Consider the following 17,410-nt stretch of genomic DNA (forward strand, 5'->3'; position numbering starts at 1 on the left):
GCGCCGAGTGCGGCCACATCGACAAGGCGAACCGCGCCTCACAGGCGTGGTTCGCGTGCCGGTCCTGCGGATTCGTTGATCACGCAGACCGCAACGGCTCCCGCAACATCCGCGCCCGCGCGGAAGAGTTGTGGCGACGCGGGGCGCAGTCAACCGCCTCAGTCCCGCCCCCGACATCCGAGGGCGGGACAGGACGCAAGCGCAGCACCACAGCCAGTGGCGCCCGCTCTGCAAGCCCGGTCCTTTAGGGCCGGGTCAAGTTGACGCACGGTGGCATTGCCGACCCGGCCGTTCGTGGTGGGACGGTGCGCTTCCGTACTGTGTTCGTCGCGTCACTGACGGTATGGGTAACCTGTAACCCGAAGCAAGCCGGTCGCGAGATCCGGCCCCGAAAGAGGAGGACCGCGCGTGGTCCAGCGGAGCGAACCGACAGCCAGGCAGGTACGTCTGGGCACCGAACTGCGCAGGCTCCGTGAGGCCGCCGGCCTGACAACCGTGCAGTCGGCGGCGCTTCTCGGAGCGAACAGGGTGCAGATCAGCCACATCGAGCTGGGGCTCATCGGAGTGAGCGAAGAGCGGCTGCGCCGACTCGCGTCGCACTACGCCTGCACCGACACGCAGTTCATCGATGCCCTGGTGGCCATGGCCGGGGACAGGTCGCGGGGTTGGTGGGAGGAATACCGGGGGCTGTTGCCCACGCCGTTCCTGGATCTCGCCGAGTTGGAACATCACGCCGAGTTCTTGCGGGAAGTGGCGATCCTGTATGTCCCGGGCATGCTCCAGACGGAGGACTACGCACGCGCGGTCTTCTCGTCCAGAGTCCCCGAACTCACCGACACCGAGCTTGAGTTGCGTGTCCGTCACAGACTCGCGCGCCAGCGGTTCGTGATCCCGTACGAGTTGGTGATCCATGAGGCGGCCTTGCGCATCAGAGTCGGCGACCGTGCCGCCTCCCGTGCTCAGCTCGCCAAGCTCCTCGATCGCTCCGAAGCGGATCACATCGTCGTGCGCGTCATCCCCTTCGACCTGGACGGCTTTGCCCGAGCGGCCAGCACCATGACGTACGCGGGCGGATCTGTGCCCCGACTCGACACGGTGGTGAGAGACGTGCCCACCGGCTCGGCGTTCATCGACTCCGAAGCACAGCTCAACGCCTTCCGAACACGCTTCCGTAAGGTGGAAGCAGTGTCGCTCGGCCCCGAACAGTCGCGCGACTTCATAGACCGGCTGGCGAAAGAGCTGTGAGGCGCCTCATGTGCAACTGGCGGAAGTCGTCCTACTCGGGCCCGGACGACGGCAACGCCTGCGTCGAGATAGCCCCCACCCCCACCCACATAGCCGTCCGCGACTCCAAAACCCCGTCCCGAGCCACCCTCACCTTCTCCACCCCCGCCTTCACCTCCTTCCTCGGTGCTCTCAAAAGGCCAGCCGAGGAGTGAACGTTGCTCCGCTTGACTCTCTCGGGGATCTTGGAGCTTCCCGGTGCGGCAGCGTGATCAGCGGGCATGTTCGGGCTGTTCCGCAAGCCGATGTGGTTGCGGAGGTGTTCGTTCTCTCTGTTCCTGTTCTGGTGAGCAAGTTCCGGCTCTGACCGTGCAGATCGCACGGGCGAGCAACCCGAACGGCGCGCCAGTGATGTGGGTGAGAGGCCGGCCGGACGGACTGTGGGGCGACCGGAACTTCGCCGACTGGTACCCGCGCGACGGGCGGCCGGGCCTCTCGCCCGCCCTGGCGTCCACCACAGTGCGCCGGCCGCGGTCGTCTCGCTCAAGGGTCCCGGGCCGGCGCGCGAGTAGTACGGAAGAGTCTGGTTTCAGCCTCCTCTAAAACGGAGGGAAGTCCTCCAGTAAGTCGGACCCGTACGGACTCGCCATGCAGCGTCGCCGCACCCTGCGGGCCTTGGCGCTGGTCGCGCTCATGTGAAGGGATCGCTTCGGCCGCTTGTGTGGGGTGTGCTCTCACCTCTGCGCGAATCCGGCTTGCATGTGCGCCGCATCCCCGTCAAGAAAGCGCTCTCAGTCGATCCTATCGAACACTCTAGCGAATCCTTCTGGCGGCCTGATTGAGTACGCATGGTCACACCAAGAGCACCAGACGTAAGGAGACGCAGCATGCGCACCAGACGAACCAGGAACGTCATCGCGGCGGTTCTGGCCGGGGGACTGATGGCCGTGGCCAGTCCGGCGCTCGCCGACACCCAGTCACCCAAGAGCAGCGAACCGACGCCCCTGACGTCCTCCAGCGTCAAGGCCAAGGCTGCCGCCGAGCCCCTGGGTCTGCGCAACCTCAAGTCGCAGAAGTACCTGCAGCCCTCGGGCGGAAGCACCTCCGTGGGTGCCAATCTCGTTCAGCAGCCGCTCTCGTCGGGCGCCTGGCAGTCGTGGTGGCTCGTAGCGGACGGCTCCTTCACCACCTTCTGGAACGACAACTCCGGCCTTAACGCCGGAATCAACGGCGCCAGCACCGCGGCCGGCGCGGTGGCTATCCAGGCGAACCCGTCCGGCGACCTCAACCAGGACTGGACCCTCAACTGGCGCAACGACAGCGTCTTCGAGCTGAAGAACCGTAAGAGCGGACTGTGCCTCGGTATCTCGGGCGCGAGCACCGCCAACGGCGCGGTGGCCGCCCAGTTCGGCTGCGACGGCTCGACCAATCAAGGCTGGTCGTTGATCACCCGCTAGCCACTCGGCCTGTTTGCTCCGCCATCGACGACGCCCCGGACACCGGCTGGTCCGGGGCGTTACGGCGTGCCAGACGTCGGCCCCATCTCTGGGCCGGTGCCTCGACGTAGCGATACGTCAGCACACACAGCGGCAACAGCACGGCATAGAAAGCGACTTCGAGTACGAGGTCATCGTGCTGTCGGCGGCCGAGCGTGCCGTCGCTCACCGCCAGCAACACCGGATGCACGAGGTAGACCGAGTAGCTGATCGTGCCCAGGCCCGCCAGCAGGCGCGGGATCCGCCGGCGCCGCAGCATGAGGCCGGCGCCGAAGGTGACCACGGCCAGCAGGAAGGACACGATCCAGGCGCGTCGTGTGAAATGACCCCCATCGCCGTCGACATATGCGCTCCAGACCGCGAAGGCGACCACCGCGGTGGCTGCGAACCCCGCGTACGCCCACCTGCTCTGACCGGTATCTGCCCGATACACCGCCGTACCGAGGAACATCACGGCGAGGATCACCAGGCCCTCCCATACGGGGACCGTGCCGTTGAAGACGACCAGGGCCAGCGCTAAGACGCCTCCCAGCACGCCCCCGAACACCCGCAGCGCGGCCGACCCTGAGCTCGCGCAGCAGATGGCTGTGACCATCACGACCGACGCGAGTGCGATGAGCCGGCCTGTGCCCACCGCTTCGGAGAGGGCTGAGACCGGCAGAACGAACCCTGCTGCCACGCTCAGCGCGGCGAGCGCCGCCAAGGTGACGGCCACCGCGGCGGACCGCTGGTGCAAGCGAACGGTGAAGAGGGCGACGACCAGCAGGTAGAAGGCCATCTCGTACGAGAGTGTCCAAAGAACGAGTAGGAGATTGGGTGTTCCCAACAGCTCCTGGAGCAGCATGAGATGGGCTGCCGCCACCGAGGCGACGCTCTGTCCGCCGAAGTCTCGGACCTCTGCCACGCCCAGCGCCGCAGCTGCAATCATGCCGGTGACGACGGCCGCCCACAGTGGGTAGATGCGGAAGAGCCGGCCGATCCAGAACGTCCTCACGCAGCCTCGGCGTTCCAGCGAGGCGGGGATGATGTAGCCGCTGACCAGGAAGAACACCATGATGCCGTAGCGGCTTGTGTTGAACTCCGGCATCAGCTCGCGTCGGAACTCCGCCATGAAGGAATACGACGAGTGGTCGAACACCACTACCAGTGCCGCGATGCCGCGCAACGCGTCGAGCCAGCTGAGCCTCGAAGAACCGGACGCGGCTAATCGGGCCGACGCGGAGAGGGAGGGTGTCATACCCGTTCTCACGTGCCGTTGTCCTCCCATGTTCACTTCTTCCCTGTCGGAGGTCTCGCAGTCGTGGAGGGCAGCTGCCGAGGGCTCCCGCCAGGTACTCCCGAGGCGTCGGTCCCGCTCCTCCCACCCCGACCGTCAGACCCTGCCGGTACCGTCGGATCATGTCCAAGCAGGCGGGCGGCAACGAGCCCACAGAGCGACGTCTCGCCGTACTCGAAGGCGTCCTGGAACGCGTCACGTACGCCAACGAGGACAACGGCTACACGGTCGCGCGCGTGGACACCGGCCGGGGCGGCGGCGATCTCCTCACCGTCGTCGGCGCGCTGCTCGGCGCCCAGGTCGGGGAGTCCCTGCGCATGGAGGGCCGCTGGGGCTCACATCCCCAGTACGGCAAGCAGTTCACGGTGGAGAACTACACCACCGTCCTCCCGGCCACCGTCCAGGGCATCCGCCGCTACCTCGGATCGGGCCTGGTCAAGGGCATCGGTCCGGTCTTCGCCGACCGCATCACCCAGCACTTCGGCCTGGACACCCTCCAGATCATCGAGGAGGAGCCGAAGCGCCTGATCGAGGTCCCCGGCCTCGGCCCCAAGCGCACCAAGAAGATCGCCGACGCCTGGGAGGAGCAGAAGGCGATCAAGGAGGTCATGCTCTTCCTCCAGACCGTCGAGGTGTCCACGTCGATCGCGGTCCGCATCTACAAGAAGTACGGCGACGCCTCGATCGGCGTGGTGAAGAACCAGCCCTACCGCCTGGCGTCCGACGTCTGGGGCATCGGCTTCCTCACCGCCGACCGGATCGCCCAGTCCGTCGGCATTCCTCACGACAGCCCCGAGCGCGTCAAGGCGGGCCTGCAGTACGCCCTTTCGCAGGCCACCGACCAGGGCAACTGCTATCTCCCCGAAGAGAGGCTGATCGCCGACGCGGTCAAACTCCTCCAGGTCGACACGGGCCTGGTCATCGAGTGCCTGGCCGAACTCGCCCTGCCCGACGAGGAATCGGGCGACCCCGGCGTCGTACGCGAGAAGGTACCGGGCCAGGACGGCGGCGACCCGGTCACCGCGATCTACCTGGTCCCCTTCCACCGCGCCGAACTCTCTCTCTCCGCCCAGCTGCTGCGCCTCCTGCGCACCGGCGAGGACCGCATGCCCGGCTTCCACGACGTGGCCTGGGACAAGGCGTTGGGCTGGCTGAGGGGGCGTACGGGCGCGGAGCTGGCCCCCGAGCAGGAGGCGGCCGTACGCCTCGCGCTGACCGAGAAGGTCGCCGTGCTCACCGGCGGCCCCGGCTGCGGCAAGTCCTTCACCGTCCGCTCGATCGTGGAGCTGGCCCGCGCCAAGAAGGCGAAGGTCGTGCTGGCGGCCCCCACCGGCCGCGCCGCCAAGCGGCTGGCCGAGCTGACCGGCGCCGACGCCTCCACCGTCCACCGCCTGCTGGAGCTGAGGCCCGGCGGCGACGCGGCCTACGACAAGGACCGCCCCCTGGACGCCGACCTGGTGGTCGTCGACGAGGCATCCATGCTGGACCTCCTGCTGGCCAACAAGCTGGTGAAGGCGGTGGCGCCGGGGGCGCACCTCCTCTTCGTCGGAGACGTCGACCAGCTTCCCAGCGTCGGCGCCGGCGAGGTCCTGCGTGACCTGCTGGCCGACGGCAGCCCGATCCCGGCGGTCCGCCTCACGAAGGTGTTCCGCCAGGCCCAGCAGTCCGGTGTGGTGACCAACGCGCACCGGATCAACTCCGGGCAGCACCCGGTCACGGACGGCATGAAGGACTTCTTCCTCTTCGTCGAGGACGAGACGGAGGAGGCCGGCCGCCTCACCGTGGACGTGGCGGCCCGTCGCATTCCGGCCAGGTTCGGGCTCGACCCGCGCCGGGACGTGCAGGTGCTGGCACCCATGCACCGGGGCCCGGCCGGCGCGGGCAACCTCAACGGCCTGCTGCAGCAGGCCATCACCCCCGCCCGCCCCGACGTGCCCGAGAAGCGGTTCGGCGGCCGGGTCTTCCGCGTCGGCGACAAGGTCACCCAGATCCGCAACAACTACGAGAAGGGCGAGAACGGCGTCTTCAACGGCACCGTCGGCGTCGTCACCGCGCTCGACCCGGTCGAGCAGCGGCTGACGGTCCTGACCGACGAGGACGAGGAGGTGGGGTACGAGTTCGACGAACTGGACGAGCTGGCGCACGCCTACGCGGTGACGATCCACCGGTCCCAGGGCAGCGAGTACCCGGCCGTGGTGATCCCCGTCACCACGGGGGCCTGGATGATGCTCCAGCGCAATCTGCTCTATACGGCGGTGACCAGGGCGAAGAAACTGGTTGTCCTCGTCGGCTCCCGCAAGGCCATAGGCCAGGCGGTCCGCACGGTCTCCGCGGGCCGGCGGTGCACGGCTCTCGACTTCCGGCTCGCACCACGGGTTTTGTAGCCGTGGGCGGCCTTCGGGGGAACCTCTCGCGCCGTTCCGGCGACCCGTGAGTGAAATTTGATCGATCAAACGAGTCGCAAAGGTCACACAGCCCTTCCGGATGTCGGACGGAGGGGGCAGGATGGGCAAGTTGGCGGCACTCAGTGCCGCCGATGGGCCCGATGGTCGACCCCGAGTGCACTCTCCTGCGCCAACTGGGGGATGGTAGAGACAGTCAGGGCACCTCGAAGAAGAGGCACTACGTCGGTGAGGGATGACGTGAGCGACAACTCTGTAGTACTGCGGTACGGCGACGGCGAGTACACCTACCCGGTGATCGACAGCACCGTCGGCGACAAGGGCTTCGACATCGGGAAGCTCCGGGCCCAGACCGGTCTGGTCACCCTGGACAGCGGCTACGGGAACACCGCCGCCTATAAATCCGCCGTCACCTATCTCGACGGTGAGCAGGGCATCCTTCGGTACCGCGGCTACCCGATCGAGCAGCTGGCCGAGCGCTCCACCTTCCTGGAGGTGGCGTACCTGCTGATCAACGGCGAGCTTCCGACCGTCGACGAGCTCTCCACGTTCCAGAACGAGATCACGCAGCACACCCTGCTGCACGAGGACGTCAAGAACTTCTACCGGGGCTTCCCCCGGGACGCCCACCCGATGGCGATGCTGTCCTCCGTGGTCAGCGCCCTGTCGACGTTCTACCAGGACAGCCACAACCCGTTCGACGAGCGGCAGCGCAACCTCTCCACGATCCGCCTGCTCGCCAAGCTGCCGACCATCGCGGCGTACGCGTACAAGAAGTCGATCGGTCACCCGTTCGTCTACCCGCGCAACGACCTCGGTTACGTCGAGAACTTCCTGCGCATGACCTTCTCGGTCCCGGCCCAGGAGTACGACCTCGACCCGGTCGTCGTCTCCGCGCTCGACAAGCTGCTCATCCTGCACGCGGACCACGAGCAGAACTGCTCGACGTCCACGGTCCGTCTGGTCGGCTCCTCGCAGGCGAACATGTTCGCCTCGATCTCCGCCGGCATCTCCGCGCTCTGGGGCCCGCTGCACGGCGGCGCCAACCAGTCCGTCCTGGAGATGCTGGAGGGCATCCAGGCCAACGGCGGCGATGTCGACTCCTTCATCCGCAAGGTGAAGAACAAGGAGGACGGCGTCCGCCTGATGGGCTTCGGCCACCGGGTGTACAAGTCCTTCGACCCGCGCGCCAAGATCATCAAGGCCGCCGCGCACGACGTCCTCTCCGCCCTCGGCAAGTCCGACGAGCTGCTGGACATCGCGCTGAAGCTGGAGGAGCACGCGCTCTCCGACGACTACTTCGTCTCGCGCAACCTCTACCCGAACGTGGACTTCTACACGGGTCTGATCTACCGCGCCATGGGCTTCCCGACCGAGATGTTCACGGTCCTCTTCGCGCTGGGCCGCCTCCCCGGCTGGATCGCCCAGTGGCACGAGATGATCAAGGAGCCCGGCTCCCGCATCGGCCGCCCGCGCCAGATCTACACGGGCGTGGTCGAGCGCGACTTCGTGCCGGTCGAGGGTCGCTGAGCCGAGTACGCGTAGCAGAGGGGTCCGTGCGGAGAGCCGTCCGTACGGACCCGCTGTTTTTCCCGGCCGTCCCGCCGGGCGCCGTCCCACTACACGCCGTCCCGCTGGGTGTCCCGCTCCACGCCGTCCCGCTGGGTGTCCCGCTACGGAAGAGGGCGCCCTACGGCGAGTGAGCCGAAGGGGCGCGCCTGTGTCGAGACGGCGATCGCGCGCAGCGCCCGACGAAGGAGGGCCGAGCACGTTCGCCGTCTCGACACAGGCAACAGGCGCCCCGGAGGCGAACCGAGCCCAAAAAAGATGGGAGAAGGCGCCCTGCAACGCTGGTCCCCCCACGGGCCGGCGAGCAGGGCGCCTTCCCATGTCCCGGTGCGGATTCCCCCCACGGGATCCGGCCGGGCGTCTGGTGGACCAGCGCCTGAATCGCTGAGCAGAACGAGCAGAACTCGGCCTACTTGTATGTAGCTGTTGTGCGGCGGTGTGCGGTCTGCCGGGACGCGTACGTACGGGAGGGCCGCTCAAAGCTCCCCGGTGCACGAGCCCCGGCAACGCAATTCCGGGAACGTCCCCCAAGACATCCCCAGATGTCAGTCACGCCCCCCAAGACGCTTCTGACATCGCCAACTTAGACTCACGAACCCCTTCGGTGGTTACGTTCACACCACTGTGATCTGCGTCTCCTGCCGTATCGCCTGAAGATACGCAAGAGGCGCGAATCGGTGATCGAGGCCCCAGCGTAAGGATGATGCGCGAGCCTTGTGAAGAGCTTATGTGAGGCTGCTTCCGGACTCTAGAGGGACTTTTGCCCGGCGGTCATGAAAATGTCCTGAGTCGCAAGCTGTTCGTTACCACGAAAACGGACGAAAAGGCCATAGTCGCCCCCGCGATCATCGGGTTGAGCAATCCGGCGGCGGCCAGCGGCAGTGCCGCCACGTTGTATCCGAAGGCCCAGGCCAGATTGCCCTTGATCGTGGAGAGGGTGCGCCGCGACAGCCGGATCGCGTCTGCGGCCGCCCGAAGGTCCCCGCGGACGAGCGTCAGGTCCCCGGCCTCGATCGCCGCGTCGGTCCCCGTACCCAGGGCGAGCCCCAGGTCGGCGGCGGCCAGCGCGGCCGCGTCGTTGACCCCGTCGCCGACCATCGCGACCGTACGGCCCTCGCTCTGGAGCCGCCGTACGACGTCGACCTTGTCCTCGGGCAGTACCTCGGCGATCACATGCTCGGGGGAGATGCCGACCGCGGCGGCCACGGACCGGGCCACCCGCTCGTTGTCCCCGGTGAGCAGGACCGGGGTGAGTCCGAGCGCCCGCAGGCGCCGTACGGCCTCGGCACTGGTCTCCTTGATCGCGTCGGCGACCGTGACGACACCGAGTGCCACGCCGTCGCGGGTGACCACGACCGCCGTGCGGCCCTCGGCCTCGGCGGCCTCCTTGGCGCCTCTCAGGGGCTCGGGGAGCGGTCCGTCGAGGATCCGGCCCACCTGGACGGTGTGGCCCTCCACGCGGCCGCGTACGCCCTTTCCGGGCAGGTTCTCGAAGCGGTCCACGGGCGGGAGCGCGCCCAGGCGGCCCTCGGCGCCCGCGGCGATCGCCCGGCCCACCGGATGTTCGGAGGCGTGCTCGACGGCGCCCGCGAGGCGGAGCAGGTCCTCCTCGGTGACGCCCTCGGCGGCATGCGCGTCCAGGAGCGTCATCCGGCCCGTGGTGACGGTGCCGGTCTTGTCCAGGACGACGGTGTCGACGCGGCGGGTGGACTCCAGGACCTCGGGGCCCTTGATGAGGATGCCGAGCTGGGCGCCCCGGCCGGTGCCGACCAGCAGGGCGGTCGGGGTGGCGAGGCCGAGCGCGCACGGGCAGGCGATGATCAGCACCGCGACGGCGGCGGTGAAGGCGGCGGTGGTGTCGTCCGTGGCGCCGAGCCAGACGCCGAAGGTGGCGATCGCGATCAGCAGGACGACGGGGACGAACACCGCCGAGATCCGGTCGGCGAGCCGTTGTGCCTCCGCCTTGCCGTTCTGCGCGTCCTCCACCAGCCGGGCCATCCGGGCCAGCTGGGTGTCCGTGCCGACCCGGGTGGCCTCGACGACCAGCCGGCCCCCGGCGTTCACGGTCGCACCCGTGACGGTGTCCCCGGCCGTCACGTCCACCGGCACCGACTCGCCGGTGAGCATGGACGCGTCGACGGCGGAGGCGCCCTCGACGACGGTCCCGTCGGTGGCGAACTTCTCCCCGGGGCGTACGACGAAGCGGTCGCCGGCGGCCAGGTCCGCCACCGGGATCCGCACCTCGCGCCCCTCGCGGAGTACCGAGACGTCCTTGGCCCCCAGCGTCAGCAGCGCCCTGAGCGCGGCGCCCGCGCGACGCTTGGAGCGGGCCTCCAGATAGCGGCCGAGCAGGATGAACGCCACCACTCCGGCGGCCACTTCGAGGTAGATCGCCGAGGAGGCCGACGCGCGCGCGTCGGCGCCGCTCCGCAGCACGGTGAGGGTGAAGCCGTGCCGCATGCCCGGCATGCCCGCGTGCCCCAGGAAGAGGGCCCACAGGGACCAGCCGAAGGCGGCGAGCGTGCCGACGGAGACGAGGGTGTCCATCGTGGCCGCGCCGTGCCGGAGGTTGGTGAACGCGGCCCGGTGGAACGGCAGCCCGCCCCACACGACGACCGGCGCGGCGAGCGTCAGCGAGAGCCACTGCCAGTTGTCGAACTGCAGGGCGGGGACCATGGACATGAGGATCACGGGTACCGCGAGCAGCGTGGAGACGGTGAGCCGCTGCCGCAGGGCGGCGAGTTCGGGGTCGTCGCCGTGCTCGTCGCCGCCGTCCTCGCCGCTCCCGGAGGCCGTCGCCGGAGCCGAGGCGGCCACCGGGGGAGTCGGGGGAGCCGGGGGCGGTGGCTCTTTCGCCGTGTAGCCGGTCTTCACGACCGTGGCGATCAGATCGGCGACCTCGATCCCCTCGGCGTACGCGACCTTCGCCTTCTCGGTCGCGTAGTTCACCGAGGCGGTGACCCCGTCCAGGCGGTTGAGTTTCTTCTCGACGCGGGCCGCGCAGGAGGCGCAGGTCATCCCGCCGATGGTCAGCTCGACCTCCTGGACGGGCCCGCTCGTCGGGGCTGCCGCGGTGGTGCTCGTCATGTCCGTGTCCGTGACGTCCGTGCCGTGGCCGGTCTCAGACCTTGCCGACCAGCTCGAAGCCCGCCTCGTCCACGGCGGCGCGCACGGCCTCCTCGTCGAGCGGTGCGGCCGAGACCACGGTGACCTCGCCGGTGGAGGCGACGGCCTTGACGGAGGAGACGCCGGCCAGCTCGGTGATCTCGCCGGATACGGCGCCTTCGCAGTGCCCGCAGCTCATGCCGCTCACCTTGTAGACGGCGGTGACGGAGCCCTGGGTGTCGGTCTCGGCGGTCATGTCGTTACTCCTTGACGGGGCGGATGGGGTTCGAGTAACCCTTCTGTGCGTCCAGCTTATACCCCCTAGGGGTATGAATCCAAGAGAGGTCCGGCCGGGGTGGCGGGCCGGATGGGTCAGGGGGCCGGGGTGCGGGCCGGGGTGGCGGGGGCGCTCGATGGTGTGGCGGGGGCGCTCGAAGGGGTGACGGGCGGGCAGTTGCCCACCAGGGGCTCCAGGTAGCGGAGCAGGACGTTCTTCAGCTCCTGCACATAGGCGTCGCGCTCGGCGCCCTCGCGGCCGAGCACCAGTTCCAGGCCGGCCTTGTACATGGCGACGCAGACGTGCGCGGTGCGCGAGATGTCGACGGCCGGCGCGTCGGGCAGGAACGGGGTGAGCAGCGCCTCGATCCGCGCGAGCAGGGCCGTGTGCACGGCGTCGTGCTGCTCGGCGATCCGGCCGGGCACGTCCGGGCCGTGCATCAGCGTGAAGATCACCGGGTGCCGGCAGTTGAAGTCGATGAAGCGGTCGACGGCGGCCGCGACGGCCTCCTCCAGCGGGGTCACCGGATCCACCGGGGCGAGCGCCTCGCCGTACGTCTCGCGCAACTCGCGCATGAGCCGCTCGCTCAGCTCGATCGCGATCGCTTCCTTGTTCGGGAAGAACTGATACAGCGTCCCGGGCGAGACCCCCGCCTCGCGGGCGATGGCGTTGGTGCTGGCGGCGGCGTACCCGGTCGAGCAGAACACGGAGGCCGCGGCTTCGAGGAGCTGGGCGATGCGGCGCTCGCCGCGGGCCTGGCGGCGGCGCGGCTGTTCCTTCTCCTGGTTCACGGGCACGAGTTATCCCCAGCTTTCCGGACGTGATTGACAAACGCGAGTGGTCGCTCGCATTCTGGTGAAACGCGAGCGATCTCTCGTGTTTTCCAAGTGTATGGCTCGGTGCTCCCGTGGCGCCCGGCCGCGCGCGGCACGGGTCGAGCGACGGACCAGACTGAAGGGGACACCGCACCATGACCGAAGTCAACCGGCCACCCCGGGTGGGGGGCTGGACCCGGTTCGTGACCGCCCGCCCCCGGCTCTCCCTGCTGGTCGCCCTGGTGCTCACCGCTCTCGCGGTGGTGGCGGGCAGCGGTGTCGCCGACCGTCTCGGCAGCGGCGGCTGGGAGGACCCGGCCGCCCAGTCCACGTACGCGACGAAGGCCCTGGAGCGCGAGTTCCCCGACTCCCAGCCGAACTTCCTGCTGCTCGTCGACGCGGGCAAGGCCTCGGTCGACGATCCGGCCGTCGCCGCCGAGGCGAGGGGGCTGACCGAGCGGCTCGCCGCCGAGAAGGGCGTCCGGGGCGTCGCCTCCTACTGGCAGACGGGCGCCCCCGCCCTGCGCGCGAAGGACGGCGGGGAGGCGCTGATAGCGGCCCGCCTCACCGGCGACGACACCGCGGTCAACAAGACCCTGGACCGCATCGCCCCGGAGTTCCGCGGCACGCACGGCCCCGTGGAGGTAAAGGTCGGCGGCATCCTCGCCGTGCGCCACGAGATGCAGACCACCATTCAGGAGGACCTGCTGCGGGCCGAGATGATTGCCCTGCCGGTGACGCTCGTCCTGCTGGTCATGGTCTTCGGCAGCGCGGTCGCCGCCCTGCTGCCGCTCGGCGTGGGCATCGTCGCGATCCTCGGCACCAACGCGATCCTGCGCGGCCTCACCGAGGTCACCGACGTCTCGGTCTTCGCGCTGAACCTCACGACGGCCATGGGCCTGGGCCTGGCGATCGACTACGCGCTGTTCATCGTGCGCCGCTTCCGCGAGGAACTGGCGGGCGGCGCCGACTCCCTGACGGCCGTCGCCACCACCCTGCGCACCGCCGGCCGGACGGTCCTCTTCTCCGCCCTCACGGTCGCCGTCTCCCTGGCCGCCATGATGGTCTTCCCGCAGTACTTCCTGAAGTCCTTCGCCTACGCGGGCATCGCGGTGGTCCTCCTGGCCGCCGCGGCCGCCCTGATCCTGCTTCCGGCGGCCCTGGTCCTCCTCGGCGAACGCGTCAACGCCCTGGACCTGCGCAAGCTGTTCCGCCGCCGCAAGGGCGCGGACACCGGCGGGGCCGAGGCCCCGTCCGTGGAGGAGGGCGCGGCCTGGGGCCGTACGGCAGCCCTCGTCATGCGCCGGGCCCCCTACTTCGCCATCGCCACGACCGCCGGCCTGCTCCTGCTCGGCCTGCCCTTCCTGGGCGTGAAGTTCGGCACGGCGGACGACCGCCAGCTCCCCTCGACCGCCGAGTCCCACGTCGTCCAGCAGCACCTCCGCGAAGGCTTCCCGGGGACCCCGGGCGGCGGCCTGGCGGTGCTGACGGAAGGAAGGGCGACGAAGACGGAGTACGCCGCCTACCGGCAGCGGCTGGCCGACCTGCCCGACGTGCTCAGCGTGGAGGGCCCCCTGGTCCACGGCGACTGGGCCTACTTCACCGTGCAGCCCGAGGGCGACGCGGTCGACGAGGCCGCCCAGCGCCTGGTGGACGACGTCCGGGCCATGGACGCCCCCTTCGACACCTCGGTGACGGGCACGGCGGCGGTCCTGGTCGACACGAAGGCGGCGATAGGCGACGGCATCCCCTGGGCCCTTGCCTTCATCGCGACGGTCACCCTGATCCTGGTCTTCCTCCTGACCGGCAGCGTGCTGATCCCCCTCCAGGCGGTCCTGCTGAACGCCCTCAGCCTCACCGCGATGTTCGGCGCGCTGGTCTGGGTCTTCCAGGACGGCCACCTCACCGGGCTCCTCGCCTTCACCAGTCCCGGCTCCATCGAGACCACCCTCCCGGTCCTGATGTTCTGCGTGGCCTTCGGCCTCTCCATGGACTACGGCGTCTTCCTGCTCTCCCGCATCAAGGAGGAGTACGACCACACCGGCGACCACATCGCCTCCGTCCGCTTCGGCCTGCAACGCACCGGGGGCCTCATCACCGCCGCCGCGGTCATCCTCGCCGTCGTCATGATCGCCATAGGCACCTCCCGGGTCACCAACACCAAGATGCTCGGCCTCGGCATAGCCCTCGCCGTCCTCATGGACGCCATGGTCATCCGCAGCCTCCTGGTCCCGGCGGTCATGAGCCTGACCGGCCGCGCGACCTGGTGGGCCCCGGCCCCGCTGCGAAGGTTCCACGAGAGGTTCGGCGTGAGCGAGGGCGGCCGACCGCCCGAGCCGGAGCCCCACCCCGAGCCGAAACGGGAGCCGGTCACCACCCACTCCGCCCCCTGAGGAGGCAGGCAGGCCCGAAGGGCCCCGCCCCCGCCCCCTCAGGGGCGCGGGGAACGGCGCGATCAGCCCCCACCGGGCCGTCAGATGAGGGTTGAAGGGGCGCGGGCCCCTGCCCTTCAGGGGCGCGGGGAACGGCGCGATCAGCCCCCACCGGGCCGTCAGATGAGGGTCGAAGGGGCGCGGGCCCCTGCTCTTCAGGGGCGCGGGGAACGGCGCGATCAGCCCCCACCGGGCCGGCAGCTGGGGGTCGAAGGGGCGCGGGCCCCTGCTTTTCGGGGGCGCGGGGAACGGCGCGACAAGCCCCCACCGGGCCGGCAGCTGGGGGTCGAAGGGGCGCAGCCCCTGGGGGATGGGAAGGGTAGGGGCGGCGGGGGCGAGAAAACCCCACCCACTCCCAATGCGATGCTGACCGGGGCCGGCAAGATCACCGGCCGCGAAGCGAAAGGTGGGCGCACATGCGCGCAGTCGTGTTCGAGCGGTTCGGAGAGCCGGCCACGGTGCAGGACATCGCGACCCCCACCCCGACCCCCCACGGCGTCGTCGTCCGCGTGGAGGCCACCGGCCTCTGCCGCAGCGACTGGCACGGCTGGCAGGGCCACGACCCCGACATCACCCTCCCGCACGTCCCCGGCCACGAACTGGCCGGCGTCGTGGAGGCGACCGGCAGCGCGGTGACCGCGTGGCGCCCCGGCGACCGCGTCACCGTCCCGTTCGTGTGCGCCTGCGGCACCTGCCCCGCCTGCGCGGCCGGGGACCAGCAGGTGTGCGAGCGCCAGACCCAGCCGGGGTTCACCCACTGGGGCTCGTTCGCCCAGTACGTCGCCCTGGACCACGCCGACGTGAACCTGGTGGCACTGCCGGACGAGCTGTCCTACGGCACGGCGGCCGCCCTGGGCTGCCGCTTCGCCACGGCGTTCCGCGCGGTCGTCGTACAGGGCCGCGTCGCGCCGGGGGAGTGGGTCGCGGTCCACGGCTGCGGCGGCGTGGGCCTCTCGGCCGTGATGATCGCGGCGGCCGCCGGAGCGAGGGTGATCGCGGTGGACGTCTCCTCCCGGGCCCTGGACCTGGCCCGCGAGTTCGGCGCGACCGCCTGCGTGGACGCGTCGGCCGGATCGGGCGCACCGCACACCACCGGGGTGGACACACCGCACACCACCGGATCGGGCGCACCGCACACCACCGGGGTGGACACACCGCGCACCACCGGATCGGGCGCACCGCACACCACCGAGGTGGACACACCGCGCACCACCGGATCGGGCGCACCGCACACCACCGAGGTGGACACACCGCGCACAGCCGGCCCCGACACCGCCGCGGCCATCCGCGACCTGACCGGCGGCGGCGCCCACCTCTCCCTCGACGCGCTCGGCTCCCCGGCCACCTGCGCGGCCTCCGTCAACAGCCTCCGCCGCCGGGGCCGCCACATCCAGGTGGGCCTGCTCCCGTCCCCGGAGGGCACCACCCCCGTCCCCATGGCCAGGGCGATCGCCCTGGAGCTGGAGCTGCTGGGCAGCCACGGAATGGCGGCCCACGCCTATCCCGGGATGCTGGAGCTGGTCCGGGCGGGCGTCCTGCGCCCCGACCTCCTGGTGACCTCCACGATTTCCCTGGACGCGGCCCCCGCCGCCCTCGCGGCGATGAACACGGCACCGGGCGGCGGTGTGACGGTCATCGAGCCGTGGAGCTGACCCGATCGCCGTCGGGGGCGTCCCGGCGGCCGACGGGACGCCCCCGACGGGCGGCCCACTCCGGGGCGAGGACCGACATCCGCACGGCGTCGATCCACTCCCCGTCCTGCCACAGGGTCTGCCGCTCGATCCCCTCGGCGACGAAGCCGGCCTTCTCGTAGGCGCGGCGGGCCCGGGGGTTGTGGGTGAAGACGTACAGCGACACGCGGTGCAGCCCGACCTCCCCGAAGGCGTGGCCGACCATCAGCCGGACGGCCTCCGTGCCGAGCCCCCGGTCCCGCCCGCCGGGACCGATCAGGATGCGGAAGCAGCAGCTGCGGTTGGCCTCGTCCCTCCCCCAGTTCTCGGCTGCGCTCGAACCGGGGGGACCCCCATGTTGAGGACGGCCTCACCCACCAGCTCGCCGCTCGCCCGGTCCACGACGGCGAGGTCGAGCCGATCGGCGTGGTCGTTGCGGCTGCCGTACCAGGAACGCAACCGGTCCGTCCCGAACTCCCCGGTCGGGCTGCCGGTGAACCGCAAGACCTCCGGGTCGCTCAGGATCCGCGCCATCACGGGCGCGTCGTCCTCGGTGAACGGCCGCAGGACGGCGCGCTCACCGGTGAGTACGGGTTCGTGGGAAAAGCTCATCCCCGGATCCTGGACGGTGAACGGATCCGGGGACAAACGAATGGGCTGCGGGCGCCGGAAGCGGCGGTCGGCGGGAGTCAGTCGATCCTGCGCCCCCGGTTGCCCGGTCTGGAGGCGACCCAGGCCCGCACGGTGTCGGCGTACCAGTAGGGCCTGCCGTTCTCCATGTGGTCGGGCGGCGGCAGCAGCCCGTGTTTGCGGTACGAGCGGACGGTGTCGGGCTGCACACGGATGTGCGCCGCGATGTCCTTGTACGACCAGAGGCGTCGGTCGGTCATCAGAGGCACCTCCCCGCGCGCACCACGGAGGCGGCGGGGAAGCCGTCGGGGGAGCCGGGCGCTGCGCTGGCGATCATTAGCCTGTGACCGGCCAACGACAGCGGGTGAGCACCGGCAAGGGCCCGTGGACCACACGTGACGGAAGACCCGCGGACACGTGACACACGTGACACAACGGTGTCTTTTGTGACACGAGCGACGAAATTGAGCGCCGCTCAGGTACGGCATTCCGTCAGACGCACCGGCCGCGGCGC

At 70.1% G+C, this 17,410-nt stretch carries 13 protein-coding genes and 1 pseudogene; 8 read left to right on the forward strand and 6 right to left on the reverse strand.

What is annotated here, in order from left to right; translation table 11 throughout:
* The first annotated feature begins 17 nt into the window (after positions 1–17).
* From ACWCRJ_RS32385 to ACWCRJ_RS32400, 4 genes are all read left to right on the forward strand, one after another.
* On the forward strand, positions 18–248 hold the full coding sequence (locus ACWCRJ_RS32385; RefSeq protein WP_450942707.1) for a hypothetical protein: 231 nt from the start codon (positions 18–20) through the stop codon (positions 246–248).
* A 160-nt stretch (positions 249–408) separates the two neighbouring features.
* Positions 409–1,245 (forward strand): helix-turn-helix domain-containing protein, encoded by an 837-nt coding sequence (locus tag ACWCRJ_RS32390; RefSeq protein WP_450942624.1) that lies wholly within the window; start codon positions 409–411, stop codon positions 1,243–1,245.
* An 8-nt stretch (positions 1,246–1,253) separates the two neighbouring features.
* Positions 1,254–1,439, forward strand: a complete 186-nt coding sequence (locus ACWCRJ_RS32395; RefSeq protein ID WP_450942625.1) for a DUF397 domain-containing protein — start codon at positions 1,254–1,256, stop codon at positions 1,437–1,439.
* Positions 1,440–2,111: 672 nt separating this feature from the next.
* Positions 2,112–2,681, forward strand: a complete 570-nt coding sequence (locus tag ACWCRJ_RS32400) for an RICIN domain-containing protein (protein ID WP_450942626.1) — start codon at positions 2,112–2,114, stop codon at positions 2,679–2,681.
* Here the strand turns inward: ACWCRJ_RS32400 and ACWCRJ_RS32405 are convergent.
* The gene (locus ACWCRJ_RS32405) at positions 2,671–3,957 is read right to left on the reverse strand and encodes an acyltransferase family protein (protein WP_450942627.1); all 1,287 of its coding nucleotides are present in this window, start codon (positions 3,955–3,957) and stop codon (positions 2,671–2,673) included. The two genes, ACWCRJ_RS32400 and ACWCRJ_RS32405, sit on opposite strands and share 11 nt — an antisense overlap.
* A gap of 161 nt (positions 3,958–4,118) precedes the next feature.
* Between ACWCRJ_RS32405 and recD2 the strand changes: the two genes are divergently transcribed.
* Positions 4,119–6,380, forward strand: a complete 2,262-nt coding sequence (recD2, locus tag ACWCRJ_RS32410; RefSeq protein ID WP_450942628.1) for an SF1B family DNA helicase RecD2 — start codon at positions 4,119–4,121, stop codon at positions 6,378–6,380.
* Between the two features lie 258 nt (positions 6,381–6,638).
* On the forward strand, positions 6,639–7,928 hold the full coding sequence (locus ACWCRJ_RS32415) for a citrate synthase (protein WP_046917420.1): 1,290 nt from the start codon (positions 6,639–6,641) through the stop codon (positions 7,926–7,928).
* Between the two features lie 810 nt (positions 7,929–8,738).
* Here the strand turns inward: ACWCRJ_RS32415 and ACWCRJ_RS32420 are convergent.
* The 3 genes from ACWCRJ_RS32420 to ACWCRJ_RS32430 form a co-directional block, all read right to left on the reverse strand.
* Positions 8,739–11,054 carry a heavy metal translocating P-type ATPase gene (locus ACWCRJ_RS32420; RefSeq protein ID WP_450942629.1) on the reverse strand — a complete coding sequence of 772 codons (2,316 nt, stop codon included), beginning with the start codon at positions 11,052–11,054 and terminating at the stop codon, positions 8,739–8,741.
* A 34-nt stretch (positions 11,055–11,088) separates the two neighbouring features.
* Complete coding sequence (locus ACWCRJ_RS32425; RefSeq protein ID WP_005479581.1) at positions 11,089–11,328, reverse strand: heavy-metal-associated domain-containing protein; 240 nt, start codon at positions 11,326–11,328, stop codon at positions 11,089–11,091.
* 116 nt (positions 11,329–11,444) lie between these two features.
* Positions 11,445–12,146 (reverse strand): TetR/AcrR family transcriptional regulator, encoded by a 702-nt coding sequence (locus ACWCRJ_RS32430; protein WP_450942630.1) that lies wholly within the window; start codon positions 12,144–12,146, stop codon positions 11,445–11,447.
* A 173-nt stretch (positions 12,147–12,319) separates the two neighbouring features.
* On the opposite strand from ACWCRJ_RS32430, the gene ACWCRJ_RS32435 reads away from it, so the two are divergent.
* A complete protein-coding gene (locus ACWCRJ_RS32435; protein ID WP_450942631.1) occupies positions 12,320–14,557 on the forward strand; it encodes an MMPL family transporter in 2,238 nt (745 codons plus the stop codon).
* 455 nt (positions 14,558–15,012) lie between these two features.
* Positions 15,013–16,248 (forward strand): alcohol dehydrogenase catalytic domain-containing protein, encoded by a 1,236-nt coding sequence (locus ACWCRJ_RS32440; protein ID WP_450942632.1) that lies wholly within the window; start codon positions 15,013–15,015, stop codon positions 16,246–16,248.
* Here the strand turns inward: ACWCRJ_RS32440 and ACWCRJ_RS32445 are convergent.
* Positions 16,229–16,878, reverse strand: a pseudogene (locus ACWCRJ_RS32445) (GNAT family N-acetyltransferase). The gene ACWCRJ_RS32440 and the pseudogene ACWCRJ_RS32445 overlap by 20 nt on opposite strands.
* A gap of 77 nt (positions 16,879–16,955) precedes the next feature.
* The gene (locus tag ACWCRJ_RS32450) at positions 16,956–17,156 is read right to left on the reverse strand and encodes a helix-turn-helix transcriptional regulator (protein WP_450942633.1); all 201 of its coding nucleotides are present in this window, start codon (positions 17,154–17,156) and stop codon (positions 16,956–16,958) included.
* Positions 17,157–17,410: the final 254 nt, after the last annotated feature.

This window comes from Streptomyces sp. NPDC002324 (assembly GCF_053593335.1).